Source organism: Streptomyces sp. MUM 203J (assembly GCF_022414595.1).
GTDB lineage: Bacteria > Actinomycetota > Actinomycetes > Streptomycetales > Streptomycetaceae > Streptomyces.
This window is the reverse complement of sequence record NZ_JADWYO010000025.1, coordinates 52,694-79,272: the sequence shown is the minus strand read 5'-3', so window position 1 is coordinate 79,272 and position 26,579 is coordinate 52,694. Positions and strand designations below refer to the sequence as shown.

25 protein-coding genes and 1 tRNA gene are annotated in these 26,579 nt (G+C 70.9%); 9 read left to right on the top strand and 17 right to left on the bottom strand.

Annotated features, from left to right (window positions below; translation table 11 throughout):
* Window positions 1-318: 318 nt before the first annotated feature.
* Together I3F58_RS15415 and I3F58_RS15410 are read right to left on the bottom strand one after the other, a co-directional pair.
* On the bottom strand, window positions 319-2,865 hold the full coding sequence (locus tag I3F58_RS15415; protein ID WP_240109165.1) for a sensor histidine kinase KdpD: 2,547 nt from the start codon (window positions 2,863-2,865) through the stop codon (window positions 319-321).
* A gap of 449 nt (window positions 2,866-3,314) precedes the next feature.
* Window positions 3,315-5,678 (bottom strand): excinuclease ABC subunit UvrA, encoded by a 2,364-nt coding sequence (locus I3F58_RS15410; RefSeq protein WP_240109164.1) that lies wholly within the window; start codon window positions 5,676-5,678, stop codon window positions 3,315-3,317.
* Window positions 5,679-5,840: 162 nt separating this feature from the next.
* Between I3F58_RS15410 and I3F58_RS15405 the strand changes: the two genes are divergently transcribed.
* Complete coding sequence (locus tag I3F58_RS15405) at window positions 5,841-6,770, top strand: GNAT family N-acetyltransferase (RefSeq protein WP_240109163.1); 930 nt, start codon at window positions 5,841-5,843, stop codon at window positions 6,768-6,770.
* On the opposite strand, the gene I3F58_RS15400 is transcribed toward I3F58_RS15405, so the two are convergent.
* The 4 genes from I3F58_RS15400 to I3F58_RS15385 all read right to left on the bottom strand — a co-directional run bounded on the left by I3F58_RS15400 (window position 6,736) and on the right by I3F58_RS15385 (window position 8,889).
* Complete coding sequence (locus I3F58_RS15400) at window positions 6,736-6,999, bottom strand: GlsB/YeaQ/YmgE family stress response membrane protein (RefSeq protein WP_240109162.1); 264 nt, start codon at window positions 6,997-6,999, stop codon at window positions 6,736-6,738. The two genes, I3F58_RS15405 and I3F58_RS15400, sit on opposite strands and share 35 nt — an antisense overlap.
* A gap of 41 nt (window positions 7,000-7,040) precedes the next feature.
* Window positions 7,041-7,496, bottom strand: a complete 456-nt coding sequence (locus I3F58_RS15395; protein ID WP_240109161.1) for a tellurite resistance TerB family protein — start codon at window positions 7,494-7,496, stop codon at window positions 7,041-7,043.
* Window positions 7,497-7,603: 107 nt separating this feature from the next.
* The gene (locus I3F58_RS15390; protein ID WP_240109160.1) at window positions 7,604-8,632 is read right to left on the bottom strand and encodes a sporulation protein; all 1,029 of its coding nucleotides are present in this window, start codon (window positions 8,630-8,632) and stop codon (window positions 7,604-7,606) included.
* A gap of 35 nt (window positions 8,633-8,667) precedes the next feature.
* Window positions 8,668-8,889 carry a hypothetical protein gene (locus I3F58_RS15385; protein WP_240109159.1) on the bottom strand — a complete coding sequence of 74 codons (222 nt, stop codon included), beginning with the start codon at window positions 8,887-8,889 and terminating at the stop codon, window positions 8,668-8,670.
* A gap of 163 nt (window positions 8,890-9,052) precedes the next feature.
* On the opposite strand from I3F58_RS15385, the gene I3F58_RS15380 reads away from it, so the two are divergent.
* Window positions 9,053-9,466, top strand: coding sequence for a BlaI/MecI/CopY family transcriptional regulator (locus tag I3F58_RS15380; protein WP_240109158.1), 414 nt, complete (start codon window positions 9,053-9,055; stop codon window positions 9,464-9,466).
* A 6-nt stretch (window positions 9,467-9,472) separates the two neighbouring features.
* Window positions 9,473-10,414: a M56 family metallopeptidase gene (locus I3F58_RS15375; protein ID WP_240109157.1), complete on the top strand. Its 942-nt coding sequence runs from the start codon at window positions 9,473-9,475 to the stop codon at window positions 10,412-10,414.
* 136 nt (window positions 10,415-10,550) lie between these two features.
* Here I3F58_RS15375 and I3F58_RS15370 read toward each other — a convergent pair whose 3' ends face one another.
* Both I3F58_RS15370 and I3F58_RS15365 read right to left on the bottom strand, forming a co-directional pair.
* The gene (locus tag I3F58_RS15370) at window positions 10,551-10,832 is read right to left on the bottom strand and encodes a (2Fe-2S)-binding protein (protein ID WP_275678550.1); all 282 of its coding nucleotides are present in this window, start codon (window positions 10,830-10,832) and stop codon (window positions 10,551-10,553) included.
* Between the two features lie 32 nt (window positions 10,833-10,864).
* The gene (locus tag I3F58_RS15365; protein ID WP_240109155.1) at window positions 10,865-11,152 is read right to left on the bottom strand and encodes a hypothetical protein; all 288 of its coding nucleotides are present in this window, start codon (window positions 11,150-11,152) and stop codon (window positions 10,865-10,867) included.
* Window positions 11,153-11,280: 128 nt separating this feature from the next.
* Between I3F58_RS15365 and I3F58_RS15360 the strand changes: the two genes are divergently transcribed.
* Window positions 11,281-12,345 carry a helix-turn-helix transcriptional regulator gene (locus tag I3F58_RS15360; protein ID WP_240109154.1) on the top strand — a complete coding sequence of 355 codons (1,065 nt, stop codon included), beginning with the start codon at window positions 11,281-11,283 and terminating at the stop codon, window positions 12,343-12,345.
* Between the two features lie 181 nt (window positions 12,346-12,526).
* Here I3F58_RS15360 and I3F58_RS15355 read toward each other — a convergent pair whose 3' ends face one another.
* The 5 genes from I3F58_RS15355 to dnaK all read right to left on the bottom strand — a co-directional run bounded on the left by I3F58_RS15355 (window position 12,527) and on the right by dnaK (window position 17,559).
* Window positions 12,527-13,171: a DUF4232 domain-containing protein gene (locus I3F58_RS15355; RefSeq protein ID WP_240109153.1), complete on the bottom strand. Its 645-nt coding sequence runs from the start codon at window positions 13,169-13,171 to the stop codon at window positions 12,527-12,529.
* Window positions 13,172-13,278: 107 nt separating this feature from the next.
* Window positions 13,279-13,740, bottom strand: coding sequence for a heat shock protein transcriptional repressor HspR (locus I3F58_RS15350; RefSeq protein WP_240109152.1), 462 nt, complete (start codon window positions 13,738-13,740; stop codon window positions 13,279-13,281).
* 7 nt (window positions 13,741-13,747) lie between these two features.
* Entirely contained in the window at window positions 13,748-14,947 is a 1,200-nt protein-coding gene (gene dnaJ / locus I3F58_RS15345) for a molecular chaperone DnaJ (protein ID WP_240109151.1), read from the bottom strand.
* Between the two features lie 90 nt (window positions 14,948-15,037).
* Window positions 15,038-15,709, bottom strand: a complete 672-nt coding sequence (grpE, locus tag I3F58_RS15340; RefSeq protein WP_240109150.1) for a nucleotide exchange factor GrpE — start codon at window positions 15,707-15,709, stop codon at window positions 15,038-15,040.
* Complete coding sequence (dnaK, locus tag I3F58_RS15335; protein WP_240109149.1) at window positions 15,706-17,559, bottom strand: molecular chaperone DnaK; 1,854 nt, start codon at window positions 17,557-17,559, stop codon at window positions 15,706-15,708. The genes grpE and dnaK overlap by 4 nt, the downstream gene beginning before the upstream one ends.
* A 234-nt stretch (window positions 17,560-17,793) precedes the next feature.
* Between dnaK and I3F58_RS15330 the strand changes: the two genes are divergently transcribed.
* The 3 genes from I3F58_RS15330 (at window position 17,794) to I3F58_RS15320 (ending at window position 21,841) form a co-directional block, all read left to right on the top strand.
* Entirely contained in the window at window positions 17,794-18,258 is a 465-nt protein-coding gene (locus tag I3F58_RS15330) for a sugar transferase (protein WP_240109148.1), read from the top strand.
* A 169-nt stretch (window positions 18,259-18,427) separates the two neighbouring features.
* Window positions 18,428-20,713: a (Fe-S)-binding protein gene (locus tag I3F58_RS15325; protein ID WP_240109147.1), complete on the top strand. Its 2,286-nt coding sequence runs from the start codon at window positions 18,428-18,430 to the stop codon at window positions 20,711-20,713.
* Between the two features lie 213 nt (window positions 20,714-20,926).
* Complete coding sequence (locus I3F58_RS15320; RefSeq protein WP_240109146.1) at window positions 20,927-21,841, top strand: Yip1 family protein; 915 nt, start codon at window positions 20,927-20,929, stop codon at window positions 21,839-21,841.
* A gap of 73 nt (window positions 21,842-21,914) precedes the next feature.
* On the opposite strand, the gene I3F58_RS15315 is transcribed toward I3F58_RS15320, so the two are convergent.
* Complete coding sequence (locus I3F58_RS15315; RefSeq protein ID WP_240109145.1) at window positions 21,915-22,415, bottom strand: phosphoribosyltransferase; 501 nt, start codon at window positions 22,413-22,415, stop codon at window positions 21,915-21,917.
* A gap of 2 nt (window positions 22,416-22,417) precedes the next feature.
* Window positions 22,418-22,993 carry a dCTP deaminase gene (gene dcd / locus I3F58_RS15310; protein ID WP_240109144.1) on the bottom strand — a complete coding sequence of 192 codons (576 nt, stop codon included), beginning with the start codon at window positions 22,991-22,993 and terminating at the stop codon, window positions 22,418-22,420.
* Between the two features lie 477 nt (window positions 22,994-23,470).
* Here dcd and I3F58_RS15305 point away from each other — a divergent pair.
* A tRNA-Gly gene (locus I3F58_RS15305) sits at window positions 23,471-23,541 on the top strand.
* 64 nt (window positions 23,542-23,605) lie between these two features.
* Here I3F58_RS15305 and I3F58_RS15300 read toward each other — a convergent pair.
* Together I3F58_RS15300 and I3F58_RS15295 are read right to left on the bottom strand one after the other, a co-directional pair.
* Complete coding sequence (locus tag I3F58_RS15300; protein ID WP_240109143.1) at window positions 23,606-24,223, bottom strand: dihydrofolate reductase family protein; 618 nt, start codon at window positions 24,221-24,223, stop codon at window positions 23,606-23,608.
* On the bottom strand, window positions 24,220-25,023 hold the full coding sequence (locus tag I3F58_RS15295; protein ID WP_240109142.1) for an alpha/beta fold hydrolase: 804 nt from the start codon (window positions 25,021-25,023) through the stop codon (window positions 24,220-24,222). Before I3F58_RS15295 ends, I3F58_RS15300 begins: the two co-directional genes overlap by 4 nt.
* Before the next feature lie 134 nt (window positions 25,024-25,157).
* On the opposite strand from I3F58_RS15295, the gene I3F58_RS15290 reads away from it, so the two are divergent.
* A complete protein-coding gene (locus tag I3F58_RS15290) occupies window positions 25,158-25,781 on the top strand; it encodes a TetR/AcrR family transcriptional regulator (protein WP_240109141.1) in 624 nt (207 codons plus the stop codon).
* Window positions 25,782-26,579 lie beyond the last annotated feature (798 nt).

Here is a 26,579-nt window from a genome sequence, read left to right as displayed (position 1 = left end):
CATCGTGGTGACGGGCAAGACCCGGTCGGTGGAGGCGTTCGCCGAACTGAGCTGACCCGACCCGGGGCGAGGGCTTCAGCCCGCCCGGGGCCGGGGCGGAGCTCCGCCTCCGGGAGAAGCCGCCCGCCGCGCGGCGGCCACCGGGCACAGCGGAAGGCTCCACCGGACACGGCCCAGGGGGCAGGGGCCCCGGAAGGTGCAGGACCTCCGGGGCACGGGACCCCGGAGGGGCACAGGGCCCGGGGCCCGGGGACGTGGGCCCGGGAGGCACGGGACCCGGGGAGAAACAGGCCCGGGGGGGGGCGGTGGCGCCGCCCCCTACGTCGTCGCCGTCGCCGGCAGTTCCGGCGCGACCGGCGGTGTGCTCGGGGTCTTCGGGAGGGCCAGGACCATCGTCAGGCCGCCGCCGGGCGTGTCCTCCGCCGTCAGCGTGCCGCCGATCGCCTCCGCGAAGCCCCGTGCCACGGCCAGACCGAGGCCCACCCCGGCGCCGCGCGGGGCGTCGCCGTACCGCTGGAACGGCGCGAAGACCTGCTCCTTCGCCTCGTCGGGGATGCCCGGGCCCCGGTCCACCACCCGCAGCTCGACCCAGCCGCCGAGCGCGCTCGCCGCGACCACGACCGGCACGCCCGCCGGGCTGTACTTCACCGCGTTCTCGACGACGTTCGCGACCGTCCGCTCCAGCAGCCCCCGGTCGACCGTGACCATCGGCAGCGTCTCCGGGATGTCCAGCTCCACGCTGCCCTCCGGTACGCCCCCGAGCGCCACCGGCACCACCTCGTCCAAATCCGTCTCCCGCAGCAGCGGGGTGACCGTCCCGGTCTGGAGGCGGGACATGTCGAGGAGGTTGCCCACCAGGTGGTCCAGCCGGTCCGCGCCCTCCTCGATCCCGGCCAGCAGCTCCGCCTGGTCCTCCTCCGACCACTCCACGTCGTCGGACCGCAGCGAGCTGACCGCCGCCTTGATGGCCGCCAGCGGGGTCCGCAGGTCATGGCTGACCGCCGCCAGCAGCGCCGTACGGATCTTGTTGCCCTCGGCCAGCTTGCGGGCCTCCTCCGCCTCTCCGACGAGCCGCTGCCGGTCCAGCACGACCGCCGCCTGCGCCGCGAACGCGGCCAGCACCCGCCGGTCCTCGGCCGGCAGCACCCGCCCGGACAGGGCGAGCGCCAGATGGTCCCCGATCGGCATGTCGACGTCCGCGTCCTCCGGCCGTACCGGAAGCGCCCCCAGCCCCACACTGCCCGCGCAGGTCCACGGCTCGGTGTCCGCGTCCCGCTCCAGCAGCGCCACCGAGTCCATCGTGAACGTCTCCCGCACCCGCTCCAGCAGCGCGTCCAGCGTCGTCTCCCCCCGCAGCACACTGCCCGCCAGCAGCGACAGGGTCTCCGACTCGGCCCGCAGCCGCGCCGCCTGCTGCGTACGGCGGGCCGCGAGCCCCACCACGGACGCCACTGACGCCGCCACCGCGAAGAACACGGAGATCGCGATGATGTTCTCCGGGTCCGCGATGGTCCAGGTGTACGTCGGCGGCGTGAAGAACCAGTTCAGCAGCAGCGACCCCGTGGTGGCCGAGACCAGCGCCGGCCACAGTCCGCCCAGCAGCGCCGCCGCCACGGTCAGGCCCAGGAACAGCAGCATCTCGTTGGCCAGACCCGGCCCGAAGCCCGTCATGATCAGCAGCCAGGTCAGCAGGAACGGCCCGGCGCCGCCCACCAGCCAGCCCCACAGCAACCGGGCCGGCCCCAGCCGGCTGCCGTGCGACGAGGGCAGCCCCCTCCCCCGGCCCACCGCGTCGTGCGTGACGATGTGCACGTCCAGGTCCGGCCCCGACTCGCGGGACACCGTCGCGCTGACGCCGGGCCCGAACACGTACTGCCACGACCTGCGGCGGCTCGCGCCCAGCACGATCTGCGTCGCGTTCACCCCCCGCGCGAACTCCAGCAGGGACATCGGGATGTTGTCCCCGATGACATGGTGGAACGTCCCGCCCAGGTCCTCGACCAGCGTCCGCTGGACCGCCAGCTCCTTCGGGGACGCCGAGGTCAGCCCGTCGCTGCGGGCCACGTACACCGCGAGCACCTCGCCGCCCGCGCCCTTCTCCGCCAGCCGCGCGGCCCGCCGGATCAGGGTGCGCCCCTCCGGGCCGCCGGTCAGCCCGACCACGATCCGCTCCCGCGAACCCCAGATCTTCGAGACCCGGTGGTCCTTCCGGTACTGCTGAAGGTACTCGTCGACCCGGTCCGCCACCCACAGCAGCGCCAGCTCCCGCAGCGCCGTCAGGTTGCCGGGCCGGAAGTAGTTCGACAGGGCCGCGTCGATCCTCTCCGACCGGTAGACGTTGCCGTGCGCCATCCGGCGGCGCAGCGCCTGCGGCGACATGTCGACCAGCTCGATCTGGTCGGCCCGCCGCACCACCTCGTCCGGCACGGTCTCCTGCTGCCGGATGCCGGTGATCGACTCGACGACGTCGCCCAGCGACTCCAGGTGCTGGATGTTCACCGTCGATATGACGTCGATCCCGGCGGCCAGCAGCTCCTCCACGTCCTGCCAGCGCTTCGCGTTCCGCGAGCCCGGCACGTTCGTGTGCGCCAGCTCGTCGGCCAGCACCACCGCCGGACGACGGGCCAGCACCGCGTCCACGTCCATCTCGGTGAAGGCGGCGCCCCGGTAGGCCAGCTCACGGCGCGGGATCTCCTCCAGACCGTGCAGCATCACCTCCGTACGCGGCCGGTCGTGGTGCTCGACGAACCCGACGACACAGTCCGTGCCGCGCTCCACCCGCCGGTGCGCCTCGGCCAGCATCGCGTACGTCTTGCCGACGCCCGGTGCCGCGCCGAGGTAGATCCGCAGCCTGCCGCGTCCCATGTGCGTCGTACCAATCTCTCTCGGGGAGGTTCCTCTCCAGTCTGCGCCGCAGACGCGCGGGACCGGCACCCGGCCGTCTCGGCGCACGTCCGTGAGACCGCCCCGGGCGGCGGCACCTGTGGGTTCGCGCGCGGGTGCGCTGTGAGGCAGGGGCGGAAGGCGTCCCGTGGAGACGCGGCGGTGGCCGTGGCCGGGGGCACGGGCGGGCCCCCGGTCTGCGTTCACCTGCCGACGGCACGGTCCGGTGGCGCCGGCAGGCGAACGGTTCAGCGGAGGCGCGGCGGCCCGGGGCGGCCGAAGGGCCAAGGGCGTCTGTGGGGGCTACCCCGGCCGGACGTACCGCGGAGGGCGTGGCCGTCCGGGAACACCGGCGTCCGTGACACGCCGGCCTCCCGTCACGGCGGCACCCGGTACGCCGGCCCGGAGGCGGCGCCCGAAGAGGTCCGGCCTCACTCCGCCGCCACGTACGCCGCCAGGTGCTCCCCCGTCAGCGTGTCCCGTGCGGAGACCAGCTCGGCCGGGGTGCCCTCGAAGACGACCCGGCCGCCGTCGTGACCGGCGCCGGGGCCGAGGTCGATGATCCAGTCGGCGTGCGCCATGACCGCCTGGTGGTGCTCGATGACGATGACCGACTTCCCGGAGTCGACCAGCCGGTCGAGCAGGCCCAGCAGCTGCTCCACGTCGGCCAGATGGAGACCGGTTGTGGGCTCGTCGAGGACGTAGATCCCGCCCTTCTCCCCCATGTGCGTGGCCAGCTTGAGCCGCTGCCGCTCTCCGCCGGACAGCGTGGTGAGCGGCTGCCCCAGGGTCAGATAGCCGAGCCCGACCTCCGCGAGCCGGTCGAGGATCCTGTGCGCGGCGGGCGTCCGGGCCTCGCCCGCGCGGAAGAACTCCTCGGCCTCCGTCACCGACATCGCGAGCACCTCGCTGATGTCCCGCCCGCCGAGGCGGTAGTCGAGCACCGCTGCCTGGAACCGCTTCCCGTCGCACTCCTCACAGGTCGTGGAGACGCCCTGCATCATCCCGAGGTCGGTGTAGACGAGCCCGGCGCCGTTGCAGGTGGGGCAGGCGCCCTCCGAGTTGGCGCTGAACAGCGCGGGTTTCACGCCGTTGGCCTTGGCGAAGGCCTTGCGCACGGGCTCGAGCAGCCCGGTGTAGGTGGCGGGGTTGGAGCGGCGGGAGCCCTTGATGGCGGTCTGGTCGACGACGATCACACCCTCCCGTGCCGCGAGGCTGCCGTGGATGAGGGAGCTCTTGCCGGAGCCCGCCACGCCGGTGACGACGGTGAGGACACCGGTCGGGACGTCGACGTCCACGTCCCGGAGGTTGTTCTGCCGCGCGCCGCGGATCTCCAGGGCGCCGTCCGGCTTCCGCACCGCGTCCTTGAGGCGCGCCCGGTCGTCGAGGTGGCGGCCGGTCAGGGTGCCGCTCGCGCGCAGTCCGTCGACGGTTCCCTCGAACACCACCTCGCCGCCGGCCGTCCCGGCGCCGGGGCCGAGGTCGACGACATGGTCCGCGGTGAGGATCGCCTCCGGCTTGTGCTCCACGACCAGCACGGTGTTGCCCTTGTCGCGCAGCCGCAGCAGGAGGTTGTTCATCCGCTGGATGTCGTGCGGGTGCAGGCCGATGGTCGGCTCGTCGAAGACGTACGTGACGTCGGTCAGTGAGGATCCGAGGTGCCGGATCATCTTGGTGCGCTGTGCCTCGCCGCCGGAGAGCGTGCCGGCGGGGCGGTCGAGGCTGAGGTAGCCGAGCCCGATCTCGACGAACGAGTCGAGGCTTTCGCCCAGCGCGGTCAGCAGCGGCGTGACCGAGGGTTCGTCGAGGCCGCGGACCCATGCGGCGAGGTCGCTGATCTGCATCGCGCAGGCGTCCGCGATGCTGATGCCGTCGATCTTCGAGGACCGCGCGGCCTCGCTGAGCCGGGTGCCGTCGCACTCGGGGCAGGTCTGGAGGGTGACGGCCCGGTCCACGAACCGCCGGATGTGCGGCTGCATCGCCTCGCGGTCCTTGGCGAGGAAGGACTTCCGGATCTTCGGAATGAGGCCCTCGTAGGTCACGTTGACGCCCTCGACCTTGATCCGGGTCGGCTCCTTGGAGAGCAGGTCGGCCAGCTCGCGTTCGGTGAACTCCCGGATCGGCCTGTCCGGGTCGAAGAAGCCGCAGCCGCGGAAGATCCGTCCGTACCAGCCGTCCATGGTGTAGCCGGGGACGGTGAGCGCACCCTCGTTGAGGGACTTCGTGTCGTCGTACAGCTGCGAGAGGTCGAAGTCGGAGACCGTGCCGCGGCCCTCGCAGTGGGCGCACATGCCGCCGGTCCGGGAGAAGGTGACCTTCTCCGCCTTGCCGTCGCCCTGTTTGAGCATCCCGGATGCCTGGACCGAGGCGACGTTGAAGGAGAAGGCACCGGGCGAGCCGATGTGGGGTTTCCCGAGACGGCTGAAGAGGATGCGGAGCATCGCGTTGACGTCGGTGGCGGTGCCGACGGTGGAGCGGGCGTTGGCGCCCATGCGCTCCTGGTCGACGATGATCGCGGTGGTGAGGCCGTCGAGCACGTCGACCTCGGGGCGGTCGAGGGTGGGCATGAACCCCTGGACGAAGGCGCTGTAGGTCTCGTTGATCATCCGCTGCGACTCGGCGGCGATCGTGTCGAACACCAGCGAACTCTTGCCGGAGCCGGAGACACCGGTGAAGACGGTCAGACGGCGCTTGGGGATCTCGACGCTGACGTCCTTCAGGTTGTTCTCACGGGCGCCGTGCACGCGGATCAGATCGTGGCTGTCGGCGGCGTGCGGTGTCGTGCCCTTGCTCATCGTCTCGCTCCCTCGAGTGACAGACCGGTCCATGGGCCTCACGCTACGGGCGGGCGGCGCGCTTCGCTTCTCTGTTTCGGACGGGTTCGCGGCCGGTCGCGGAGTCCTCCGCGGGGCGGAAAACCCCGTGCTCCGGCGGGCCCTGGTTCCTACCCTGGACCGATGGACTCCGTGACCGAGGGCGCGCTGCGCCTCACCGCTCTGATCGATCCCGTCGAGTCGGCCCATGGGCGCCGGCTCGTGTGGCTGGCGGAGGGAGCCGACGGTTCCCCTGCCGGGACGGCCTCCCTGCGGCTCCTCCTCGGGGACGGGCAACGGCATCTCGCCGAGGCGGAGATCCGCGTGCACCCCGCCGAGCGGCGGCGGGGGGTGGCTACGCGGCTGCTCGGCGCCCTGGTCGACGCCGCTCGGGAAGACGGGCGACGCAGCCTTGTCGCGCAGGCCGACGAGGGATCGGCCGGGGCCGGGTTCCTCGCCGCGCGGGGATTCCGTACCGCGCTCGCCCTCGTCTACGCCCGGCTGCCGCTGGCCGAGGCCGACATGGCCGCGCTGCACACCGAGGCGGACACGCCGCGGCCCGGCTACCGGCTCGTCGCGTGGGAGGGAGCGGTACCGGAGACGCTCGCGCCGTCCTTCGTCGCGTCACGGCGGGCCATGGACGACATGCCGACGGGCGCGGTCGACCACGGGACCGTGAAGTGGGACCTGGAGCGGGTACGGGCGGCAGCCGCGGCCGTCGCCGCGCGCGGGGAGCTGCTGCACACCGTGGCCGCCGTCGACTCCGCGGACGGGACCGTCGCCGGGTTCACCGAACTCGTCGTCCCCGGCGACGGGACCGGCGACGCGCAGCACTACGGGACCGGCGTCCTGCCGGAGCACCGGGGACACGGACTCGGGCGCTGGATGAAGGCCGCCTCGATCCTGCACGCCCGTGAACGCCACCCCGGTCTCGGCGGCCTGCTGACCGACACGGCCACCACCAACCCGTACATGCAGCGGATCAACGACGACCTCGGCTACCGGCCGGTCCGCACCGCGCACGAGTACGAGCTCGACATCAGCTCCTGGAGCGGTAGCGCTCCAGCGCGCTGACTCCCAGGGCGGCGAGGCCGATCTGGATGAACCACTCGATCCAGTCGGGCCCCCTGGTGTCCGCGACTCCCAGGACGGCGGCGATCGCCGTGCCCACCAGCGCCGCCGCGACGCCGACTCCGATCGTCCACAGCCAGCCGATGTTCTGCCGGCCGGGCAGGACGAGCCGGCCGAGCGCGCCGATGACCGCCCCGAAGACGACGGCGGTGATGATGCCGGAGATCTCCATGCCGGTGCCCTTTCCTTCGTGTGTGTGAGGAGCCCTGGGCCCTACAGGTCGAACTCGTGCGGCGGCAGGTCCAGGGTGAAGCAGGCCTCCCGCACGACCGCCTGCTCGGTCTTGTCGAAGTCCCCGTCGGCCCCGCCGATCACGATGCCTATCTGGACGACTGCGCGGGCCTCCGCCGGCTTCTTCTTCGCCTTGGCGATCTCCTGGAGCACGCTGACCTTGCCGAGGGCGAAGTCCCTGGTCAGCCTGTCGAGGTTCTCCTCGAACCGGCGGTGCAGGTCGTCGGCGGGGAAGTTCTGCAGCACATCGTTGGTGGCGATGAGCTGCGCCACCCGCTGCCGCTCCGACGGGTCGATCCGGCCGTCCGCGGCGGCGACCAGCGCGCACATCGCCATGCTCGCGTCGCGGAACGCGCCGCTCGTCAACTCGTTCTTCTTCGCCAGAAGTTGTGTCTGCATCGTCGAGGCCGATTCCTTGATGCGGTCCCACAGGGCCATGAACGCTCCTTCGTCGTGCGGAAGACGGAGCGGAGCGCGCAGGCGGGCGCCGCTCCTTCTACAGTGATGTAGAAGCTACCAGCAGCGCCCGCCCCCGGGCACGGTGCTCAGCCCTCGTCCCCTTCGTCGCCCTCGTCGTCGTCCTCGAAGAAGTCCCCGACCTCGTCGACGATTTCGGCAGCGACCAGTCCGCCCGCGACTCCGACCGCCAGCCCCGCCGCACCGGCCGCGACGGCGGTGCCCACGCCGGGCCCGGAGTGCCCGCCATGGCCGTGGCCGCCGTGACCGTGGTGGCCGTCCTTGCCCGTGTACGGGTCACCGTGCCCGTACGAGCCGTGGGCGCCGTACGAGCCGTGTGCCGCCGACCGGTGCTCCACCAACTGGCTGACCCAGCGCTCCACTTCAGCGTTCCAGTCGGTCTGCCCGACCGCCTCGTGTCCGACGGTGAAGCGGGTCAGCGCGTCATGGCCGCCGGAGAAGAAGCCGCCGCGCTTGTCGGCCTCCAGAACGACCTCCACGCCACCCGGGTTCGCCAGGAACGTCACCTCGATCTCGTTGACCGCGTGCGCGTACTGCGGCGCCGGGGCCATCTCGATCTCCTGGTAGAAGGGCAGTTGCTGCCCCGTCCCGTTGATCCGGCCCAGCTCCAGGTCAGCCGACCTGAAGCCGAAGCCGAGCTGCCCGAACGCCTCCAGGACGGCCTCCTGGACGGGCAGCGGGCCGACCGCCAGCGGGTCCAGGTCGCCCTTGTCCTTGGCGCCGGCCACCGCGAGTTCGGTGCGGACACCCAGGACGATGCCGAGGCCCTGCCCGTACAGCTCGGTGACCGGGGTCTCCCACGGGAGCGCCACACTGAACGGGACGGTCCGCTGCTCGCCCTCCGCCAGCCGGAAGCCGCCGCCCACGGTGAACCGCTCGAAGGCGACGAAGCCCTCGCTCTCCCCGCCGTCGTGCTCGGCCTCCACCCGGGCGACCAGCTCCAGGGTGATGTGCTCGATCGTGAAGTCGGCCTTGCCGCCCTCCATCCGCACCTCACCGGTGAGCATGCCGCCGGGCCGGAACGCGCCCGGCGCCAGGACCGTGTCCACCGAGGGGGCGCCGATGCCGACCGACCCGAGCAGTCGTTTGAACACCATCGTGGCGTTCACTCCTCACATGCGTTCGTACAGGACTACTTCGACGCGGCGTCGAGAGCGGCCAGCGTCTGCGCCCAGCGGACGTACTTGAGGTCGGCGAGGTCGGCGACCGTCTCGATCCCGAACGCCTCCTTCAGCAGTTCCCCGTCCCGCTCCGAGACGCCCTTGAGCGCACCCACGGGCGCCGCGAGGATCTCCGGCAGGCTCTTGTCCGCCCACGCCTTGTCGAGCATCTTGCCCAGGTCTATCTCAGCCACGGCTGCCTCCAACGAGTTTGATGACGCGTCATGTCTACACGCCTGTAGAAGGATAAGCGGCACATCCCCCTCACGGAGGCGGATTCGAGATGAACGGTGGGCGGACGCCGCTGGCTACCATGTACCGCCCCGCAACCGGCGGGGCCGGTGGGGAGGTCGAGGGATGACGGAGCAGAACCGGGGCGGGGCGTCCGGCCGCCAGGCGCGCCGCCGCGCCCAGGGCGAGCTGGAGACCCAGGTGCTGAACGCCCTGTGCCACGCGCCCGAGCCGGTCACCGCCTCCTACGTGCAGGAGCGTGTCGGCGGCGGGCTCGCCTACACCACGGTCGTCACCATCCTGACCCGGCTCCACACCAAGGGGGTCGTCGCCCGGCAGCGCGCGGGCCGCGCGTTCCGGTGGACGGCCGTCGCGGACGAGGCCGGACTCGCCGCGCTGCGGATGCGCCGCGTGCTGGACGCGGAGGCGGACCGGGAGGCCGTGCTGGCCAGCTTCGTGACCGCGCTGCCGCCCGGCGACGAGCGCCTGCTGCGCGACCTGCTGGCCCAGTCGGCGCACGGCTTCCCCGGCGGGGGCTGACCACCCATGGGCGTCTTCGTCTTCCTCCCCCTGGTCCTGCCCTTAACGGCCTGGCCCATGGCCCGGCTGGCCGAGCAGCACCTGCACCCGCGCGCCGCGACCTGGCTGCTGACCGCGGTCGCAGTGGTGCTGGCGGTGTGCAGCACGCTGTGCCTCGCCCTGCTGATGGTGGTCGGCACGGCCCAGCTCCCCGGCAACCCGCTGCCCGACGGCTGGTCCGACCCCGAGGTGCGGGCGGCGCTCCCCTACGACGAGGTCGCGGGCCGTGCGGCCATCCCCGCGCTCATCGCGGTGGTCACCGCCTGTGCCCGGGCCGCGTGGCGCCATCACCGGGTACGGCTCCGCGCCGCGCGGGCCCTGTCCGGGCTGGCCGGCCGACCGGTGGTCGTGCTGCCGGACGACACCCCGTACGCGTACGCCCTGCCCAAGGGGCTGCGCGGCCGGGACCAGGTGGTCGTCACGACCGGGCTGCTCGACGAGCTGGACAGCGCCGAACGCCGGGCCCTGTTCGCCCACGAACGGGCCCACCTGACGGGTCGCCACCACCGGTTCCTTCTGGCCGTCCGGCTGGCGGCCCGCGCCAACCCGTTCCTCCGGCCGCTGCGTACCGCCGTCACGTACACCGCCGAGCGCTGGGCCGACGAGGACGCCGCCACCCGCGTCGGCAGCCGCCGCCTGGTGGCCCGCGCGGTCGGCAAGGCCGCCCTCGTCTCCCGCGGCGCCCCCACCACGACGCTCGCGGGCTTCGCCGCGCCCGGCCCGGTGCCGCGCCGGGTCGCCGCCCTCCTGCGCCCGGCGCCCTCGGCCCGCGTCTGGCCCCCGGTCTGCACGGCGGTCGGCATGGCCGCGTGGGGCGCGGCGGCGGGCACGACGGCGTCGGCACTGTCGTCGGTGAACGCGGCGGTGACCCTGTTCTTCGTCCTGAAGGCCACGGCGGCGCCGCTCTAGACGGTGTTCCGGGCCAGAGCCCTTCGCCCGGTGAACGCAGAAGCGAACAGCACAGCGGCGCCATCGTGTTCAGGTCCACGATGGCGCCGCTGTGTGGGGGAAGCGCCTGAGCGATCTACAACGACGGGGGAACCGCTCAAGCGCTGCGGGGGGTGGCGGTAGTGGTCTCGGCCTCGACCAGCTGGTGATCTCGCTGGTCGAGATTGACGAAAATCATTCCGTAGCGAATAGCGCAGCGGACGGGCTGCGGAGCGCCTCTGGGGCGGCGCAGACAGCGGTAGGCGCGTATGTCCTCGTCGTCTCCTCGGGTGATGACGATCGGCTCACCGAAGAGGGTGACCATCAACGAATCGCCACCCTGCGGCACGGCGGTGACGAGGTCGATGAAGTGCCACCCGGAGCGGTAGGCGGACGCCATCTCTCGGCGGAAACGGGGGTCGTCGGGAACGTTCACGCCGCGACACCCGCCATCGGGGAGCCGGTGAACTCCCAGGAGGGCTCTCCGGCGACGGAGGCGGCGGTGGACTCCCACGAGGGCTCACCGGCCGCGGAGGCGGGAGCGAGCTCCCACGAGGGCTCGCGCGGACTCGCCGGGACGGTCTCCCACGAGGGTTCACCTGCGGCGACGCTCCTCACCGGCGTGGTTTCCCACGACGGCTCAGGGCTGACGGCGGTGACGCCGAACACGGCCGCGGCAACGACAGCTATGGCGCTGAGTGCACGAACCATCCTGGTCATGGACGATCTCCACCTCTTTTTGTCCTTACCTCCTCCCCCGCGCCTACGACGATGGCTCACTCCGAACGCTTCCACCAGCCAGTACAGGCATCATGTTCCTGAAATACAGGACCCTGAGGGGGGTGCAGATGCGGTCGAAGGTGGACACTCCGGAAACCGAGCACAGTCATGACGAGCCGTGCGAAGCCGGAAGGCACCTGTACGCCGCCGCCCTGCGCGCCGGCCGGATAGCTCGCTCCGAAGTCGACGCGGCGCCCTGCCTCATCGACCTGGCCCTGCTGCACCCGGACCCCGACGACCCCGACTGGCTGCGGCCGGTCCCGCCGTCCATCGCGCTCAATCAGCTGATACACCCCATCGAACGCGAGATCCAGCAGCGCAGACAGCGGGCGCTGTCGTTGGCCGATGCATTCGAGCCGTTCATGACGATCACCGCGGCGTCGCCCCCGGCCACCCAGGCCATCAACGTCCTGGAGGGCCTCGCCGTCATCAACGCGGAGCTGGACCGGGTCATGGACGAGTGCGCGCTGGAGCTGCTCACCATCCAGCCCGGTAGCGGACGCAAACCCGAGAGTGTGAAGGCCGCGCTGCGCCGGGTCGAGCCGCTGCTGGACCGCGGGGTGCGGATGCGGACCCTGTACCAGCACACCGCCCGGCACCACTCGGCCACCATGGGGTACGTCGAGCGGATCATGCCGTACGGGCTGGAGGTCCGCACCCTTGAGGAGATCATCGACCGGCTGATCATCGTCGACCGCAAGGTGGCTTTCATCCCGGCCCGCAGCGACCGCCGGGTAGCCCTGGAGCTGCGGCACGAGGGCCTCGTGCAGTACCTGGTGGGCGTGTTCGAGCAGTTCTGGCTGCACGGCATCCCGTGGGAGGCAGAGGTCGTCACCTACGCCCCCGCCGTGAACGGGGTCAGCGGAATCCAGCGCTCCATCGCCAAGCTCCTCGTCGAAGGCCATGTGGACGAGGCGATCGCGCGCCGCCTCGGCATGAACGTCCGCACCTGCCGTGCGCACATAGCGAAGCTCGCGTCCGCGCTCGGCAGCGGCAGCCGGGCGCAGCTGGGGTATCTGATAGCCCGCTCCGGCATCCTCGACGAGGGGGACGCCTCGTGCCTGCCGGGGAATCCGGCGGCCCCCGGCGCCACCGCGCCCGCCGAGGGGCCGCGCACCCACGACCAGCCCTGAACCCGCTCCGCACGGCGCCCGGTCCTCCTCGCACGGCGACCGGGCCGTACGGCGCCGGGCCGTACGCTGTGCCGCACCGGGGCGGAGCCGGTGTGCGGGGCTTCGAGCTCGTACGGCACCAGGCTGTGGGGCTCCGGGCTGTATGGCTCCGGGCTGTGGCTCCCTGCCCCGGTCCCCGCGCTCAGCCGTCCGCGCGCTTCCAGGGTGTGACCTCCACCGTGCCGGTGTTGCCCAGGTCCACGGGACCGCCCTCCGGGGTGATCGTCTGCGGCGGGGTGCCCGGACCGGGGCGGACTCTCAGGAAGGTGCCTTCGGTAGCCGGGATGTCCGAGCGGGTCACGGTGTTCCGCCACTGCACGCCCGCGGCGGCCCGCTCCCCGGGCTTGAGCGTGAACGTGCTGCGGCCCTCCGCCCCGCCGTCCGACGCGTCGCCCGTGCCGCCGCCGAGCCGGGTGGTCACGTCCAGCGCCTCCCCGTCCCCGTCCAGCACCTCGACCTCGGGGTACCCGCTCACCTCGAACGGCCGCGTCCCGCAGTTCTCCAGCTCCACGCCCACGGCCCGCCAACCCAGCGCGGCGGACGCGCCGTCGGGGGACACCCGGACTCCGGACTCCGGACACGGCGCACCCACCGCGCCGGACGGACGGACCTCCGCCGACACCCCGTCAGGCCCCGCCCCGTCGGATGCCGCTCCCGAAGGACTCGCCGTCGCCGGGCCCGCGCCCTCGGCGGCCCCGTCGTCGGCCGCATCGCAGCCGACGGTCGTCGCACCGATGGCCAGCACCGCCGCCACAGCCGCGCACACCGCCGTCTTCCTGCCTCGCATGCGCGGATCATCGCACGCGGAAGGCCCCCTGCTGTGAGGGGGCCTTCCGCCAAAATGATCACGCCAACGGGCCTGGGCCACACCACCGGTCCAGGCCGGAACGCCGCCTACTCGGCGCCGCCGCCCCGCTGCCTGCCGCCCGGGCGCCACACCACCAACGCGCTGCTCTGCTGGACGTCCTCGTACCGCACCAGGTCCCGCCGGTACGAGGCGTGCACCTGCGCCTCGCGCTGACGCATCGCCACCGCAGCACCCTCGACCGCCGACGTCAGCTCGGCCACCCGGGCCTCCAGCGCGGTGACCTGGTTCTCCAGTTCGATGATGCGCTTGATTCCGGCCAGGTTGATGCCCTCGTCCTGCGACAGCTGCTGCACCTGCCGGAGCAGCTGGATGTCACGGGCCGAGTAGCGGCGGCCCCGCCCGGGCGTACGGTCCGGTGAGACCAGGCCCAGCCGGTCGTACTGGCGCAAGGTCTGCGGATGCAGCCCGCTCAGCTGTGCCGCCACCGAGATGACGTACACGGGAGTCTCGTCGGTCAGCTCGTACGGGTTGCGTCGGCGTCCGTCCATTGCGTCGTCAAGCCCCCTTCGCGGCCTGGAACAGCTCCGCCCGCGGGTCCTCCCCCGCGGTGGCCTGGCGGTACGTCTCCAGCGCCTCGCGCGCCTTGTCGTCCAGCGCCGCCGGTACGGCGACCTCGACGGTGACCAGCAGGTCGCCGCGCGTACCGTCCTTGCGGGTGGCGCCCTTGCCCCGGGCGCGCATGGTGCGGCCGTTGGGCGTGCCCGCCGGGATCTTCAGCGTGACCGGGGGGCCGCCGAGAGTCGGCACCCGGATCTCGCCGCCCAGCGCCGCCTCCGCGAACGAGACCGGCACCGTCACGGTGAGGTTGTCGCCCTTGCGGCCGAACACGGGGTGGGCGTCCACATGGACGACCACGTACAGGTCGCCGTTGGGGCCGCCCCGCTCACCGGGCGCGCCCTTGCCGCGCAGCCGGATGCGCTGCCCGTCGGAGACGCCCGCCGGGATGCGGACCTGCATGGTGCGGGACGACTTGGCGCGCCCGCTGCCGTGGCACACGTCGCAGGGGTCCTGCGCGATGAGCCCGCGGCCCTTGCACTCCACGCACGGATCGGTGAGCGAGAAGCCACCGCCGGAGCCGCGCGACACCTGACCGGTGCCCACGCAGGTCGGGCAGACCCGCGGGGTGCCGTTCTTGTCGCCGGTGCCGGAGCAGGCCTGGCAGGGCTGCTGGCTGGACATCCGCAGCGGGACCGTGGCCCCGTCGGCCGCCTCGGTGAAGCTGAGCGTCACCTCGGACTCGATGTCCTGACCGCGCCTCGGCTGCGTGCGGGTGCCGGTGCCGCCGCGGCCGAAGAGCCCGCCGAACACGTCCCCGAGCCCGCCGCCGAAGCCTCCGGCTCCCCCGGCACCCCCGGGCGCGCCCTGGGGACCGCCTCCGAAGAGGTCGCCGAGGTCGAAGTTGAACGATCCGCCACCGGGTCCGGGGCGGCCCCCCTGATTGCCGAAGAGGGCGCCGTTGCCGAAGAGGGCGCGGGCCTCGTCGTACTCCTTGCGCTTCTTGGGGTCCCCGAGGACGTCGTTCGCCTCGGAGATCTCCTTGAAACGGGCCTCCGCCTTGGCGTCGCCCTTGTTGGCGTCCGGGTGGTACTCGCGGGCGAGCTTCCGGTACGCCTTCTTGATCTCCGCTTCGGTCGCGTCCTTGGGAACGCCGAGGACCTTGTAGTAGTCCTTCTCGACGAAGTCCTTCGTGCTCATCGACGTCCCTCCTTCCGGACCGTCACTGTCTCAGCCCCGGGGCCGGTGGTCCGGGTCCCCTGGGGACCCGGACCACCGGCCCGCTCGCTGTCAGCCCTCCTCGGGGCCACCGTTCTCCTCGCCGTCCGGCGTCTCCTCCTTGGCGGCCGACGCCGCGCCCGGCTGGGGCTCGGCGACGGCGACCCGCGCGGGCCGGATGGTCCGCTCGCCGATCCGGTACCCGGGCTGGAGGATCGCCACGCACGTCGTCTCGGTGACGTCCGGCGCGTACGAGTGCATCAGCGCCTCGTGCACGGTCGGGTCGAAGGGCTCGCCCTCCTTGCCGAACTGCTGGAGGCCCATCTTGGCGACGGTGGTCTCCAGCGACTCGGCCACCGATTTGAAGCCGCCGACCAGTTCGCCGTGCTCCCGGGCGCGGCCGATGTCGTCGAGCACCGGCAGCAGCTCGGTGAGGAGGTTCGCGACGGCGACCTCCTTGACGGCGACGCGGTCGCGCTCCACGCGGCGGCGGTAGTTCTGGTACTCGGCCTGGAGCCGCTGGAGGTCCGCGGTGCGCTCGGAGAGTGCGGTACGAACCTGGTCCAGCTCGGCCGTCAGACCGGCGGCCTTGGCCGTGTCCCGGCCGCCGCTCTTGCTGTCGTCCTTCGCGTCCCCGGCCGGGGCCGCCGTGCTCTCCTCGGAAGGCGCGGCGGCTTCGGCTGCGGCGTCGTCGCCGGAGGGGACGTCGGGCTTCTCCTCGAAGCCCGGGGTCTCCTCCGTCATGCGGCGCCGCCCTTCGGCTTCTCGTCGTCGACGATCTCGGCGTCGATCACGTCGTCGTCGGCCTTGGCGCCCGCGGCTCCGGCGCCCTCGGCACCGGGCGCGCCGGCAGCCTGCCCCTGGGCGTCGGCGTACATGGCCTGGCCCAGCTTCTGGGAGACGGCGGCGACCTTCTCGGCGGCGGTCTTGATCTCGGCCGTGTCCTCGCCCTTGAGCTTCTCCTTCAGCTCGGTGACGGCGGTCTCGACCTCGGTCTTCACCTCGCCGGGGACCTTGTCCTCGTTGTCCTTGAGGAACTTCTCGGTCTGGTAGACGAGCTGCTCGCCCTGGTTGCGGACCTCGGCGGCCTCGCGGCGCTTGTGGTCCTCCTCCGCGTACTTCTCGGCCTCTTCGCGCATCCGGTTGACCTCGTCCTGCGGCAGCGAGGAGCCGCCGGTGACGGTCATCTTCTGCTCCTTGCCCGTGCCCAGGTCCTTCGCGGTCACGTGCATGATGCCGTTGGCGTCGATGTCGAAGGCGACCTCGATCTGCGGAACCCCGCGCGGGGCCGGCGGCAGCCCGGTCAGCTCGAACATCCCGAGCTTCTTGTTGTACGCGGCGATCTCGCGCTCGCCCTGGTACACCTGGATCTGCACCGACGGCTGGTTGTCCTCGGCCGTCGTGAAGATCTCCGACCGCTTGGTCGGGATGGTCGTGTTCCGCTCGATGAGCTTGGTCATGATGCCGCCCTTGGTCTCGATACCGAGGGACAGCGGGGTCACGTCGAGGAGCAGGACGTCCTTGACCTCGCCCTTGAGGACACCGGCCTGGAGGGCGGCGCCGATGGCGACGACCTCGTCCGGGTTCACACCCTTGTTGGCCTCCTGGCCGCCGGTCAGCTCCTTGACGAGCTCGGCGACGGCCGGCATGCGGGTGGAGCCACCCACGAGGACGACGTGGTCGATCTCGGAGAGCTGGATGCCCGCGTCCTTGATGACGTTGTGGAACGGGATCTTGCAGCGCTCCAGCAGGTCCGAGGTCAGCTGCTGGAACTGGGCGCGGGTGAGCTTCTCGTCCAGGTGCAGCGGGCCCTCGGCGGACGCGGTGATGTACGGCAGGTTGATCGAGGTCTCGCTGGACGAGGACAGCTCGATCTTCGCCTTCTCGGCGGCCTCGCGGAGGCGCTGGAGCGCCATCTTGTCCTTGGACAGGTCCACCCCGTGGCCGGCCGCGAACTGCTTCACCAGGTAGTCGACGACACGCTGGTCCCAGTCGTCACCACCGAGGTGGTTGTCGCCGTTGGTGGCCTTCACCTCGACGACGCCGTCACCGATCTCCAGCAGCGACACGTCGAAGGTGCCACCGCCGAGGTCGAAGACCAGGATCGTCTGGTCGTCCTTGTCCAGGCCGTACGCCAGGGCGGCGGCGGTCGGCTCGTTGACGATGCGCAGGACGTTCAGACCCGCGATCTCACCGGCCTCCTTGGTGGCCTGGCGCTCGGAGTCGTTGAAGTACGCCGGGACGGTGATGACCGCGTCGGTGACCTTCTCGCCCAGGTAGGCCTCGGCGTCCCGCTTCAGCTTCTGCAGGATGAACGCGGAGATCTGCTGCGGGTTGAAGTTCTTCCCGTCGAGGTCGATCTTCCAGTCGGTGCCCATGTGGCGCTTGACCGAGCGGATCGTCCGGTCGACGTTGGTGACCGCCTGCCGCTTGGCGACCTCTCCGACGAGGACTTCGCCGTTCTTGGCGAAGGCGACGACGGACGGCGTGGTCCTGGCGCCCTCGGCGTTGGTGATGACGGTGGGCTCGCCGCCTTCCAGAACGCTGACGACGGAGTTAGTCGTGCCCAGGTCGATGCCGACCGCACGTGCCATTTCTGATTCCTCCAGCTGACTTGAGTGCAACAGACTCAAGGATGCACGACGGCTCGCTCGCCGTCAACAGACCTGAGCCGTACCGACTCAACTTTTATCCGCCTCTTATGCGCAGCCACCCCGTCACCCCGCGCCGCAGCGGCCGTGGACAGGTCCGGCCGCTTACCCTTCCGGACAAAAGCGCAGAAAACCCCTCGCGCCAACAGAACGCTCCCAGAACGGCCAGGTGTTCCCGTGCACGCCAAACGCTTCCTGGACCTGACCCTCGGCTCCGTCCTGCTGACCCTCGCCTCCCCCGCGCTCGCTGCCGCGGCGGCGCTCACCGCCCTGCGCCGCCCGCGCGGCGAGGTGTTCGTCCGGGAGGTCCGCGCGGGCCTGGAGGGCCGCCCCTTCACCCTGCGCACCCTGCCCGTCCACCGCTTCCGGCTGGACGCACTGTCCCGGCTGCCCCATGTCGTACGAGGGGAGATGTCGCTCGTCGGTCCGGCGCCGCTGCCGCCGGGCACCCCCGGCGAGGCCGCGCCCTGGCGCCGCCGGGTACGGCCGGGACTGACCGGCCCGGCGCAGCTCAGACGGGGCTCCGGGCTGCCGTGGGACGAACCGTTGATGCTGGACCAGCACTATGTGGAGCACCATGGGATCGGAATGGACGCGGCTCTGCTCCTGCGCACGCTCCTGGTCCGGCTCCGGGCCGGGTGAGGCGTACCGCCGGTGAGGGCAGCCTGAGCGACACAGATCACCGCATGCGCGACTACAGTGCGGCGGAATAACTGGGTACGCTCGGCAGTCGAACCATAAGTTACCGCTTAGTAATCCCAGATCGTCCCCGACCGCCGTCGTCCCCGCCTCGCAGGCCCGAGGAGCCTCCATGCAACTCGCCGCGATCATTGTGTCGCTGACCCTGACCGTGGTCGGCGTTGCGCTCTTTGCCCGAGCGATCGCGAACATCTACCGTTTCGTGAAGCTCGGCCAGCCGGTCCCGGCCGGCAGCCGCACCGACAACCCGAAGGCCCGCACCGTCACGGTGATCCGTGAGTTCCTGGGCCACACCCGGATGAACCGCTGGGGCATCGTCGGCTTCGCGCACTGGTTCGTCGCCATCGGCTTCCTGACCCTGCCGCCGACGCTGGCGCAGGCGTACGGGCAGCTCTTCGAGGCGGACTGGACGCTGCCGCTCATCGGCGGCTTCCTGCCGTTCGAGATGTACATCGAGTTCATCGGTCTGATGACGGTGGCCGGCATCGCCGTGCTGATGGTCATCCGGCTGCTGAGCCTGCCCTCCCGGGCCGGCCGCAAGTCCCGCTTCGCCGGCTCCAAGGCCTGGCAGGCGTACTTCGTCGAGTACGTCATCCTGACGATCGGCCTCGCGATCCTGGCCCTGCGCGGCCTGGAGGGCGCGCTGCACCACGTGGACTCCTACGAGGCGGCGTACTTCGTCTCGTACCCGCTGGTCGTCGCCCTGAAGGGGCTGAGCGTTCCGACGCTCCAGACCCTGGTCTACTTCGCCGCGATGGTGAAGATCAGCGTCTCCCTGATCTGGATGATCACGGTCTCGCTGAACACCAACATGGGTGTGGCCTGGCACCGCTTCCTCGGCTTCCCGAACATCTTCTTCAAGCGCGACGCCGAGGGCGGCACCGCGCTGGGCGCCCTGCAGCCGATGACCTCCGGCGGCAAGGAGATCGACTTCGAGACGGTCTTCGACGACGAGGAGGGCGCCGAGGAGACCAACTTCGGCGTCTCGCAGGTCGAGCACTTCTCGTGGAAGGGCATCCTCGACTTCGCCACGTGCACCGAGTGCGGCCGCTGCCAGTCGCAGTGCCCGGCCTGGAACACGGGCAAGCCGCTGTCCCCGAAGCTGCTGATCATGTCCCTGCGGGACCACGCGCACGCGAAGGCGCCCTACCTGCTCGCGGGCGGCGGCAAGACGGCGGAGGGCGAGGAGAAGGCGTCCGAGGAGACCCTCGCCGGAGTCCCCGCGTCCGCGCTGGCCGAGGCCGAGCGCCCGCTGATCGGCACCGCCGAGGAGAACGGCGTCATCGACCCGGACGTGCTGTGGTCCTGCACCACCTGCGGTGCGTGCGTGGAACAGTGCCCGGTCGACATCGAGCACGTCGACCACATCGTCGACATGCGCCGCTACCAGGTCATGATCGAGTCCTCGTTCCCGTCCGAGGCGGGCACGATGCTCAAGAACCTGGAGAAGAAGGGCAACCCCTGGGGCCTGGCCAAGAAGCAGCGCGTCCAGTGGACCAAGGAGGTCGACTTCGAGGTCCCGATCGTCGGCAAGGACGTCGAGGACCTCTCCGAGATCGACTACCTGTACTGGGTCGGCTGTGCGGGCGCGCTGGAGGACCGGGCCAAGAAGACCACCAAGGCCTTCGCGGAACTCCTCCACATGGCGGGCGTCAAGTTCGCGATCATGGGCGGCGACGAGAAGTGCACCGGCGACTCGGCGCGGCGCCTGGGCAACGAGCCGCTGTTCCAGCAGCTCGGCCAGGAGAACGTGTCGATGCTGAACATGGCGTTCGGTGAGGACGAGGACGACCCGGCCACGAAGAAGCCGAAGGCGTCCAAGAAGATCGTCGCGACCTGCCCGCACTGCTTCAACACGATCGCGAACGAGTACCCGCAGCTGGGCGGCGAGTTCGAGGTCATCCACCACACGCAGCTGCTCCAGCACCTGATCGACGAGGGCAAGCTGGTCCCGGTGACCCCGGTCGACGGTCTGATCACCTACCACGACCCCTGCTACCTGGGCCGCCACAACAAGGTCTACACGCCGCCGCGCGAGATCATGGACAAGGTCCCGGGCCTGCGCCAGCAGGAGATGCACCGCCACAAGGAGCGCGGCTTCTGCTGCGGCGCGGGTGGCGCGCGCATGTGGATGGAGGAGCGCATCGGCAAGCGCATCAACACCGAGCGCGTGGACGAGGCCCTCTCCCTCAACCCGGACATCGTGTCGACGGCCTGCCCGTTCTGCCTGGTCATGCTGACCGACTCGGTGAACGGCAAGAAGAACGAGGGCGCCGCGAAGGAGTCCCTCCAGGTCGTGGACGTGGCCCAGCTGCTGCTGGAGTCCGTCAAGACCCCCGTCGACCCGGCGGGCGAACCGGAGACGGAGAGCGAGCCGGAGCCGGAACCGGCGAAGTAGCCGGTACGACGGGACCGACGAGACACAGGGGCCGGGGGCCGCTCATCACGAGCGGCCCCCGGCCGCGTCGTACGGGCGGCACGACAGATGCCACGACAGGCCCGGGAAGGGTCCCCTGACAACCCCTTAGGGGATGTCACAGCTCGGCAGCAAAGGGCAGGTGGCACAGGGCTGTGTGCACCCACTCCGGCCGGACCGGGTACGTTCGTTGACGTGGCTGGATTCAGGATCGGACGCGGCCGGGACAACCGCACCCCGCAACAACACCCGCAGCAGCAGGCGCCGTACGGCAGCGCGGCGGCTCCGCCGTCCCCGCACGCGCCGCAGCAGCAGTGGCCGCAGGGCGGCGGCGGCCGGGCGTACGAGGAGCCGGAGTACTTCGGCGACCCGCACGGCGCGCCCCATGCGCCGCATCGCCCCCAGCCGCACCCGCAGCATCAGCAGCCGTACGGGTCGGCCCCGCGCGGAGGGGCCGACCCCTACGCGGCGAACAACCCGGGTCACACACAGGTCTTCAGCGTCGACGACTCCCCGTACGGCCCCGAGGGCGGCCCCGGCGGCCCGGACTCCCCCGCGGCCCCCACGGGCCCGCGGCTGCCGTGGAAACAGCTGCTGAGCGGCATCGTGCGGCGCCCCGGCCAGACGTTCTGGCAGATGCGCGACCACGCGGTGTGGGGGCCGGCGCTGGTCGTGACCTTCGTGTACGGCCTGCTGGCGCTGTTCGGGTTCGACAAGGCGCGGGACGAGGCGATCAACGCCACGATCTCCACGGCGATCCCCTACGTCCTGGTGACGGCCGTCATGATGATCGTGGGCGGCCTGATCCTGGGCATGGTCACCCACACACTGGCGCGCCAGCTCGGTGGCAACGGGTCGTGGCAGCCGACGGTCGGCCTCTCGATGCTGATCATGTCGATGACCGACGCGCCACGGCTGCTGTTCGCCGTGTTCCTGGGCGGCGAGAACTCCGTCGTCCAGGTCATCGGCTGGCTGTCGTGGCTGGCGGCGGGCGCCCTGTTCACATCGATGGTGAGCAAGTCGCACGACCTGCCCTGGCCGAAGGCGCTGGGCGCGTCGTCGATCCAGCTGGTGGCGCTGCTGTCCCTGATCAAGCTGGGCACGCTGTAGCAGGAGACCCGGACACGAGGAAAGGCCCCGCGCGCATCCGGCAGCGGGGCCTTTCACATTTCCCGGGGCGGGATCAGGCGTCAAGCACCTGCCCGCTCCTGCGCACCACGGGCGGCTCGACAGACCAGGGGAAATTGATCCAGTCGTCGGTCCGCTTCCAGACGTACTCGCACTTCACCAGGGAGTGCGACTTCTCGTAGATGACGGCGGACCGCACCTCGGCGACATGATCGAGGCAGAAGTCGTGGACCAGCTTGAGCGTCTTGCCCGTATCGGCGACGTCATCAGCGATCAGCACCTTCTTGTTGCTGAAGTCGATGGCGTTGGGAACGGGCGCCAGCATCACGGGCATCTCCAGCGTGGTTCCCACACCGGTATAGAACTCGACATTCACCAGGTGAATGTTCTTGCAGTCCAGGGCATAGGCGAGCCCACCGGCGACGAAAACGCCGCCGCGGGCGATGCTGAGCACGACGTCGGGCTCGTAGCCGTCGTCCGCGACGGTCTGGGCGAGTTCGCGCACGGCACGCCCGAACCCTTCGTACGTGAGGTTCTCCCGTACAACGTCACTCATGCTCACACCTGCGTCCGATGGAAGTTCTGGAAGGACCGCGAGGCCGTGGGCCCGCGCTGCCCCTGGTAGCGGGACCCGTACCGCTCGCTGCCGTAAGGGAACTCGGAGGGTGAGCTGAGCCGGAACATGCACAGCTGCCCGATCTTCATCCCCGGCCACAGCTTGATGGGAAGCGTCGCGAGATTCGACAGCTCCAGCGTGACATGGCCGGAGAATCCGGGGTCGATGAACCCGGCGGTGGAATGCGTCACCAGCCCGAGCCGCCCGAGAGAGCTCTTCCCCTCCAGCCGCGAGGCGATGTCGTCCGGCAGCGTGATGACCTCATATGTCGACGCGAGCACGAACTCTCCGGGATGGAGGATGAACGCCTCGTCCCCGTCCGGCTCCACGAGCCGGGTGAGATCGGCCTGCTCGACGGCGGGATCGATGTGCGGGTAACGGTGATTCTCGAACACCCGGAAAAAGCGGTCGAGCCGCACGTCGATGCTCGACGGCTGCACCATGGAATCGTCGTACGGGTCGATGCGCACGCGCCCGGCGTCGATCTCGGCCCGGATGTCCTTGTCTGAGAGAAGCACGTCCCGAGGATACGCAGAGCGCGCGGCCCCGCCCCAATCGGACGGCCGCCGCGCGCTCCCCACCAGCCTCGGTCAGTTTCCGCTACCGCCGCAGAGCCCCCACGGGCACGGCATGCCGCAGCCGCGCGCACCGGGGACAGCGAATGAGCCGCCCGGGCCCGATCCGCCCGGCCCCGAGCTGCTGCATCGGAAACGAAGCGGTGCTGAAGACATGCCCTTCGGCACAGCGAACGACGGTGCGCTCCATGGAGTCCATCAAGCCCTTTCCCCAGACAAGCGGTGGACGAGACAGCCACATTAGGGGATGAACAGGACACCACTCCAGGCGGCACTCCGACGCCCACCATACGCCCCAACTCCCCGCCGCCGACTGCCGGATCACACCCCGCCGCAACACGAGAACCCCCGGTGCGATACACCGGGGGCGGGCGATGAGGTACAGTGAGCGACGAAGCGGATCGATCACTCGACCGCCAAGCGGATGTAGTTTAATGGTAGAACATGAGCTTCCCAAGCTCAGAGCGCGGGTTCGATTCCCGTCATCCGCTCTTCCAGGAAGGCCCAGGTCAGAGACCTGGGCCTTCTTCGTTGTGCCGCCCTCCCGAGCACTAGCTAGGGGGCGGTGAGCAGATAGGTGAGGTGGGTGACCCGGGGGGAGGCGACCACTTGTGCGGGTTCGAGTCCGAGGGCCGGCGAGACGCCGTCGAAGAGGCGGATGCCCGCACCGAGGACGAGGGGGGCCAGGTGGATCTGGAGTTCGTCCAGGAGCCCGACCTCGATGAACTGCCGTACGGTCTCGGCACCGCCGGAGACCTGAACGTCCTTGCCTCCTGCGGCTTCTCGGGCCTGGGTGAGGGCGCTGTCGATGCCGTCGGTGACGAAGGTGAAGGTGGTGCCGCCCTGGCGGACCCACGCTTCGCGAGGCGTGTGAGTGAGGACGAAGACGGGAGCACGGAAGGGCGGCGGGTCGGGCCAGCCGACCTCCCCCTCGGCGAACATGTGGCGCCCCATGATGTAGGCGCCTGCGCGGGCGAAGTTGCCCTGGACGATGTCGTCGTCCTGGTTGGTCTGCCCGCCGCCGATGCTCTGACGCTCCCGCCAGCTCTCGACACCGAGGACCCACTCGTGGATGCGCGTTCCGCCGTCGCCGAGCGGGTTGCCGGGAGCGGAGCCGGGGCCGGCGATGAAGCCGTCCAGGGACATGCCCAGGCTGGCGAAGACCTTGCTCATGCCTGCTCCTCGGCGGCGAGGAAGGCGGCCAGGGCGGGGGCGAGGACGGCGGGGGCGATGGTGTGCTCCTGGCCGGGGAAGACCTGGAGGGTGAAGTTGTCGGCCAGGCCGACGAGTGCGCGGGCGCCGTTGAGCATGTGGGGCGCGCCCGCGTCGCCGCTGCCGACGAGGACCGGCACGGTCACGGACTGCCAGCGGTCGGTGGGCAGCGGGCGGCCGGACATGGTGTCGCCCATGATCCGGCCGTCGTAGGGGAGTGTGCGGGCGACGGCCTCCATGTCCGCCCAGAAGGGGGCCTGGCGCATGCCGTCGACGGCCTCGGCGGGCAGGCCCACGGCGGCGGTCATGAAGTAGGCGGCGGCGTCGCCGTACGCCGCCCGCTCCACCAGCTCCTCCAGGTGCGCGACGTAGCCGGCGGGCAGCGGCGGACGGCTGTCGTCGGTGACGAACGGCGGCTCGTACAGGGCCAGCCGGGTCACGGCGCTGCCCCGGGCCGTCGCCTCCAGCGCCAGCACGGCACCGGAGGACATACCGAACAGCATGGCCTCGCCACCGGCGCGCTCGATCAGGGCGTCCAGGTCCTCGACCTCGCGCTGCACGTCGTACTCCGGCCCGTCACCGCTGTCGCCGCGGCCCCGGCGGTCGTAGGTGAACACCGCGAAGTGCTCGGACAGCAGGCCGGCGAGTTCCGCCGACGCGTGCCTCGTCATGAAGGCGCCGCCGACGAGTACAAGCGCGGGGCCGGAGCCATGCTGTTCGAAGGCGATGGCGGTGCCGTCGGCCGAGAGGACCTTGTCCATGTGAAACCCCCATAGATGCGCGGTTCCGCCGGAAGGCTTCGCCGCTCTAGAACTGGACGGTACAGTACCCGACTGGGTACTGGTCGGTCCAGTACCCTTCGGGACGGGAAGAGGACAGACAAGAGGAGCTGGAAATGGACAGCCGTTCGGCACGCAAGCACCAGGCGATCCTGGACGCCGCGACCACCGTGTTCCTGGACAAGGGGTACGCGGGAACGAGCATGGACGACATCGCGAAACTGGCCGCGGTCTCCAAGCAGACCGTCTACAAGCACTTCGCGGACAAGGAGAAGCTCTTCTCCGAGATCATCCTGGCGACCACCGACCGCATCGACAGCACGATCGACCTGGTGGCCGACGTCCCCGCCACGGCCGACGACCTGGACGAGAACCTGACCCGTCTCGCCCGCCGACTCCTGGCGACCCTCACCCGACCCGAGGTCATCCGGCTGCGCCGACTGGTCATCGCCAACGCCGACGCCTTCCCCGCACTCGGCGCCGCCTGGTACGAGCAGGGCTTCGAGCGGGTCCTGGTCACCCTGGCCGCCACCTTCCAGAGCCTCACCGACCGGGGAGTTCTCCGCACCGACGATCCCGTACTGGCCGCACATCACTTCGCGGGGCTCCTGCTGTGGATCCCCGTGAACCAGGCCATGTTCCACGGCGGCGCCCAGCACACGGAAGCCGACCTCGACCTCTACGCGACGGCCGGCACCCGCGCCTTCCTCGCCGCGTACCGCGCTCCGGTCACTCCTTGAGGTGTGGCGGCCGCACCCCACCGCATCGGCCGCGCTGCCGTTCGTGCTGCACCTGGCAACAATGCCGCGGGTGCCGAGTCGCTGCGCGGCGCTGAGACCGGTTGCCACGCCGGCGGCGGAAGGCGAGCAGGGCGAAGAACGGCGCGGGTACGGACTCTGCCCGGGGTGCCGCCAGGCGATCCCAAGCCGGAGGTCCGGCGGGCCGCGGCCGGCATGCTGGCGGCGCCGGCTTCGCCGTCTCCCCGGCCTTCGCGGCCGACCTCCTCGGCATGACCGCAGCCGCGAGGGCCGTCCTGTGACGCGGCGAGCCGTCCCCGCACCTCACGGCGACATCACGGGACCGCGCGGTCCGCTCCAGCCTGGCCGACGCCTCGCGCAGCCCAGCGGGACGCGGGGGACACCGAAGTGGCGTGCCGGGCAGGCTACTTGAAGTCGGGACACGTTCCCGCGGCACTCGAAGAACCGCGAGGCCGTGGACCTCTCTCCCACCGGCGCCTTCACCGCCGACAGGGGCCGCCCACCCGGGGCTCGTCCGGCCGTGCCCTCACGACGAATATCTGCGACGGCCCGATGAGAATATGGAGCTCGGCGCGTCCAGGATTTCTGGCGCACGAAAAAAGCGTCGCCGATACACCCGGCAAATACCGAGTCCGCATGCTACTGTCGATTCCAGTTGCAGTTGTGGTTCCCGAAAATCAAGTACCCCTCAGTCGAGCCCCACGGGCCGCGGGGAGTATTTATTCTTCTCCGGTACCTCCGGCAGGGTGATCATCACGGCGACACAGCATTCGCGCAGTG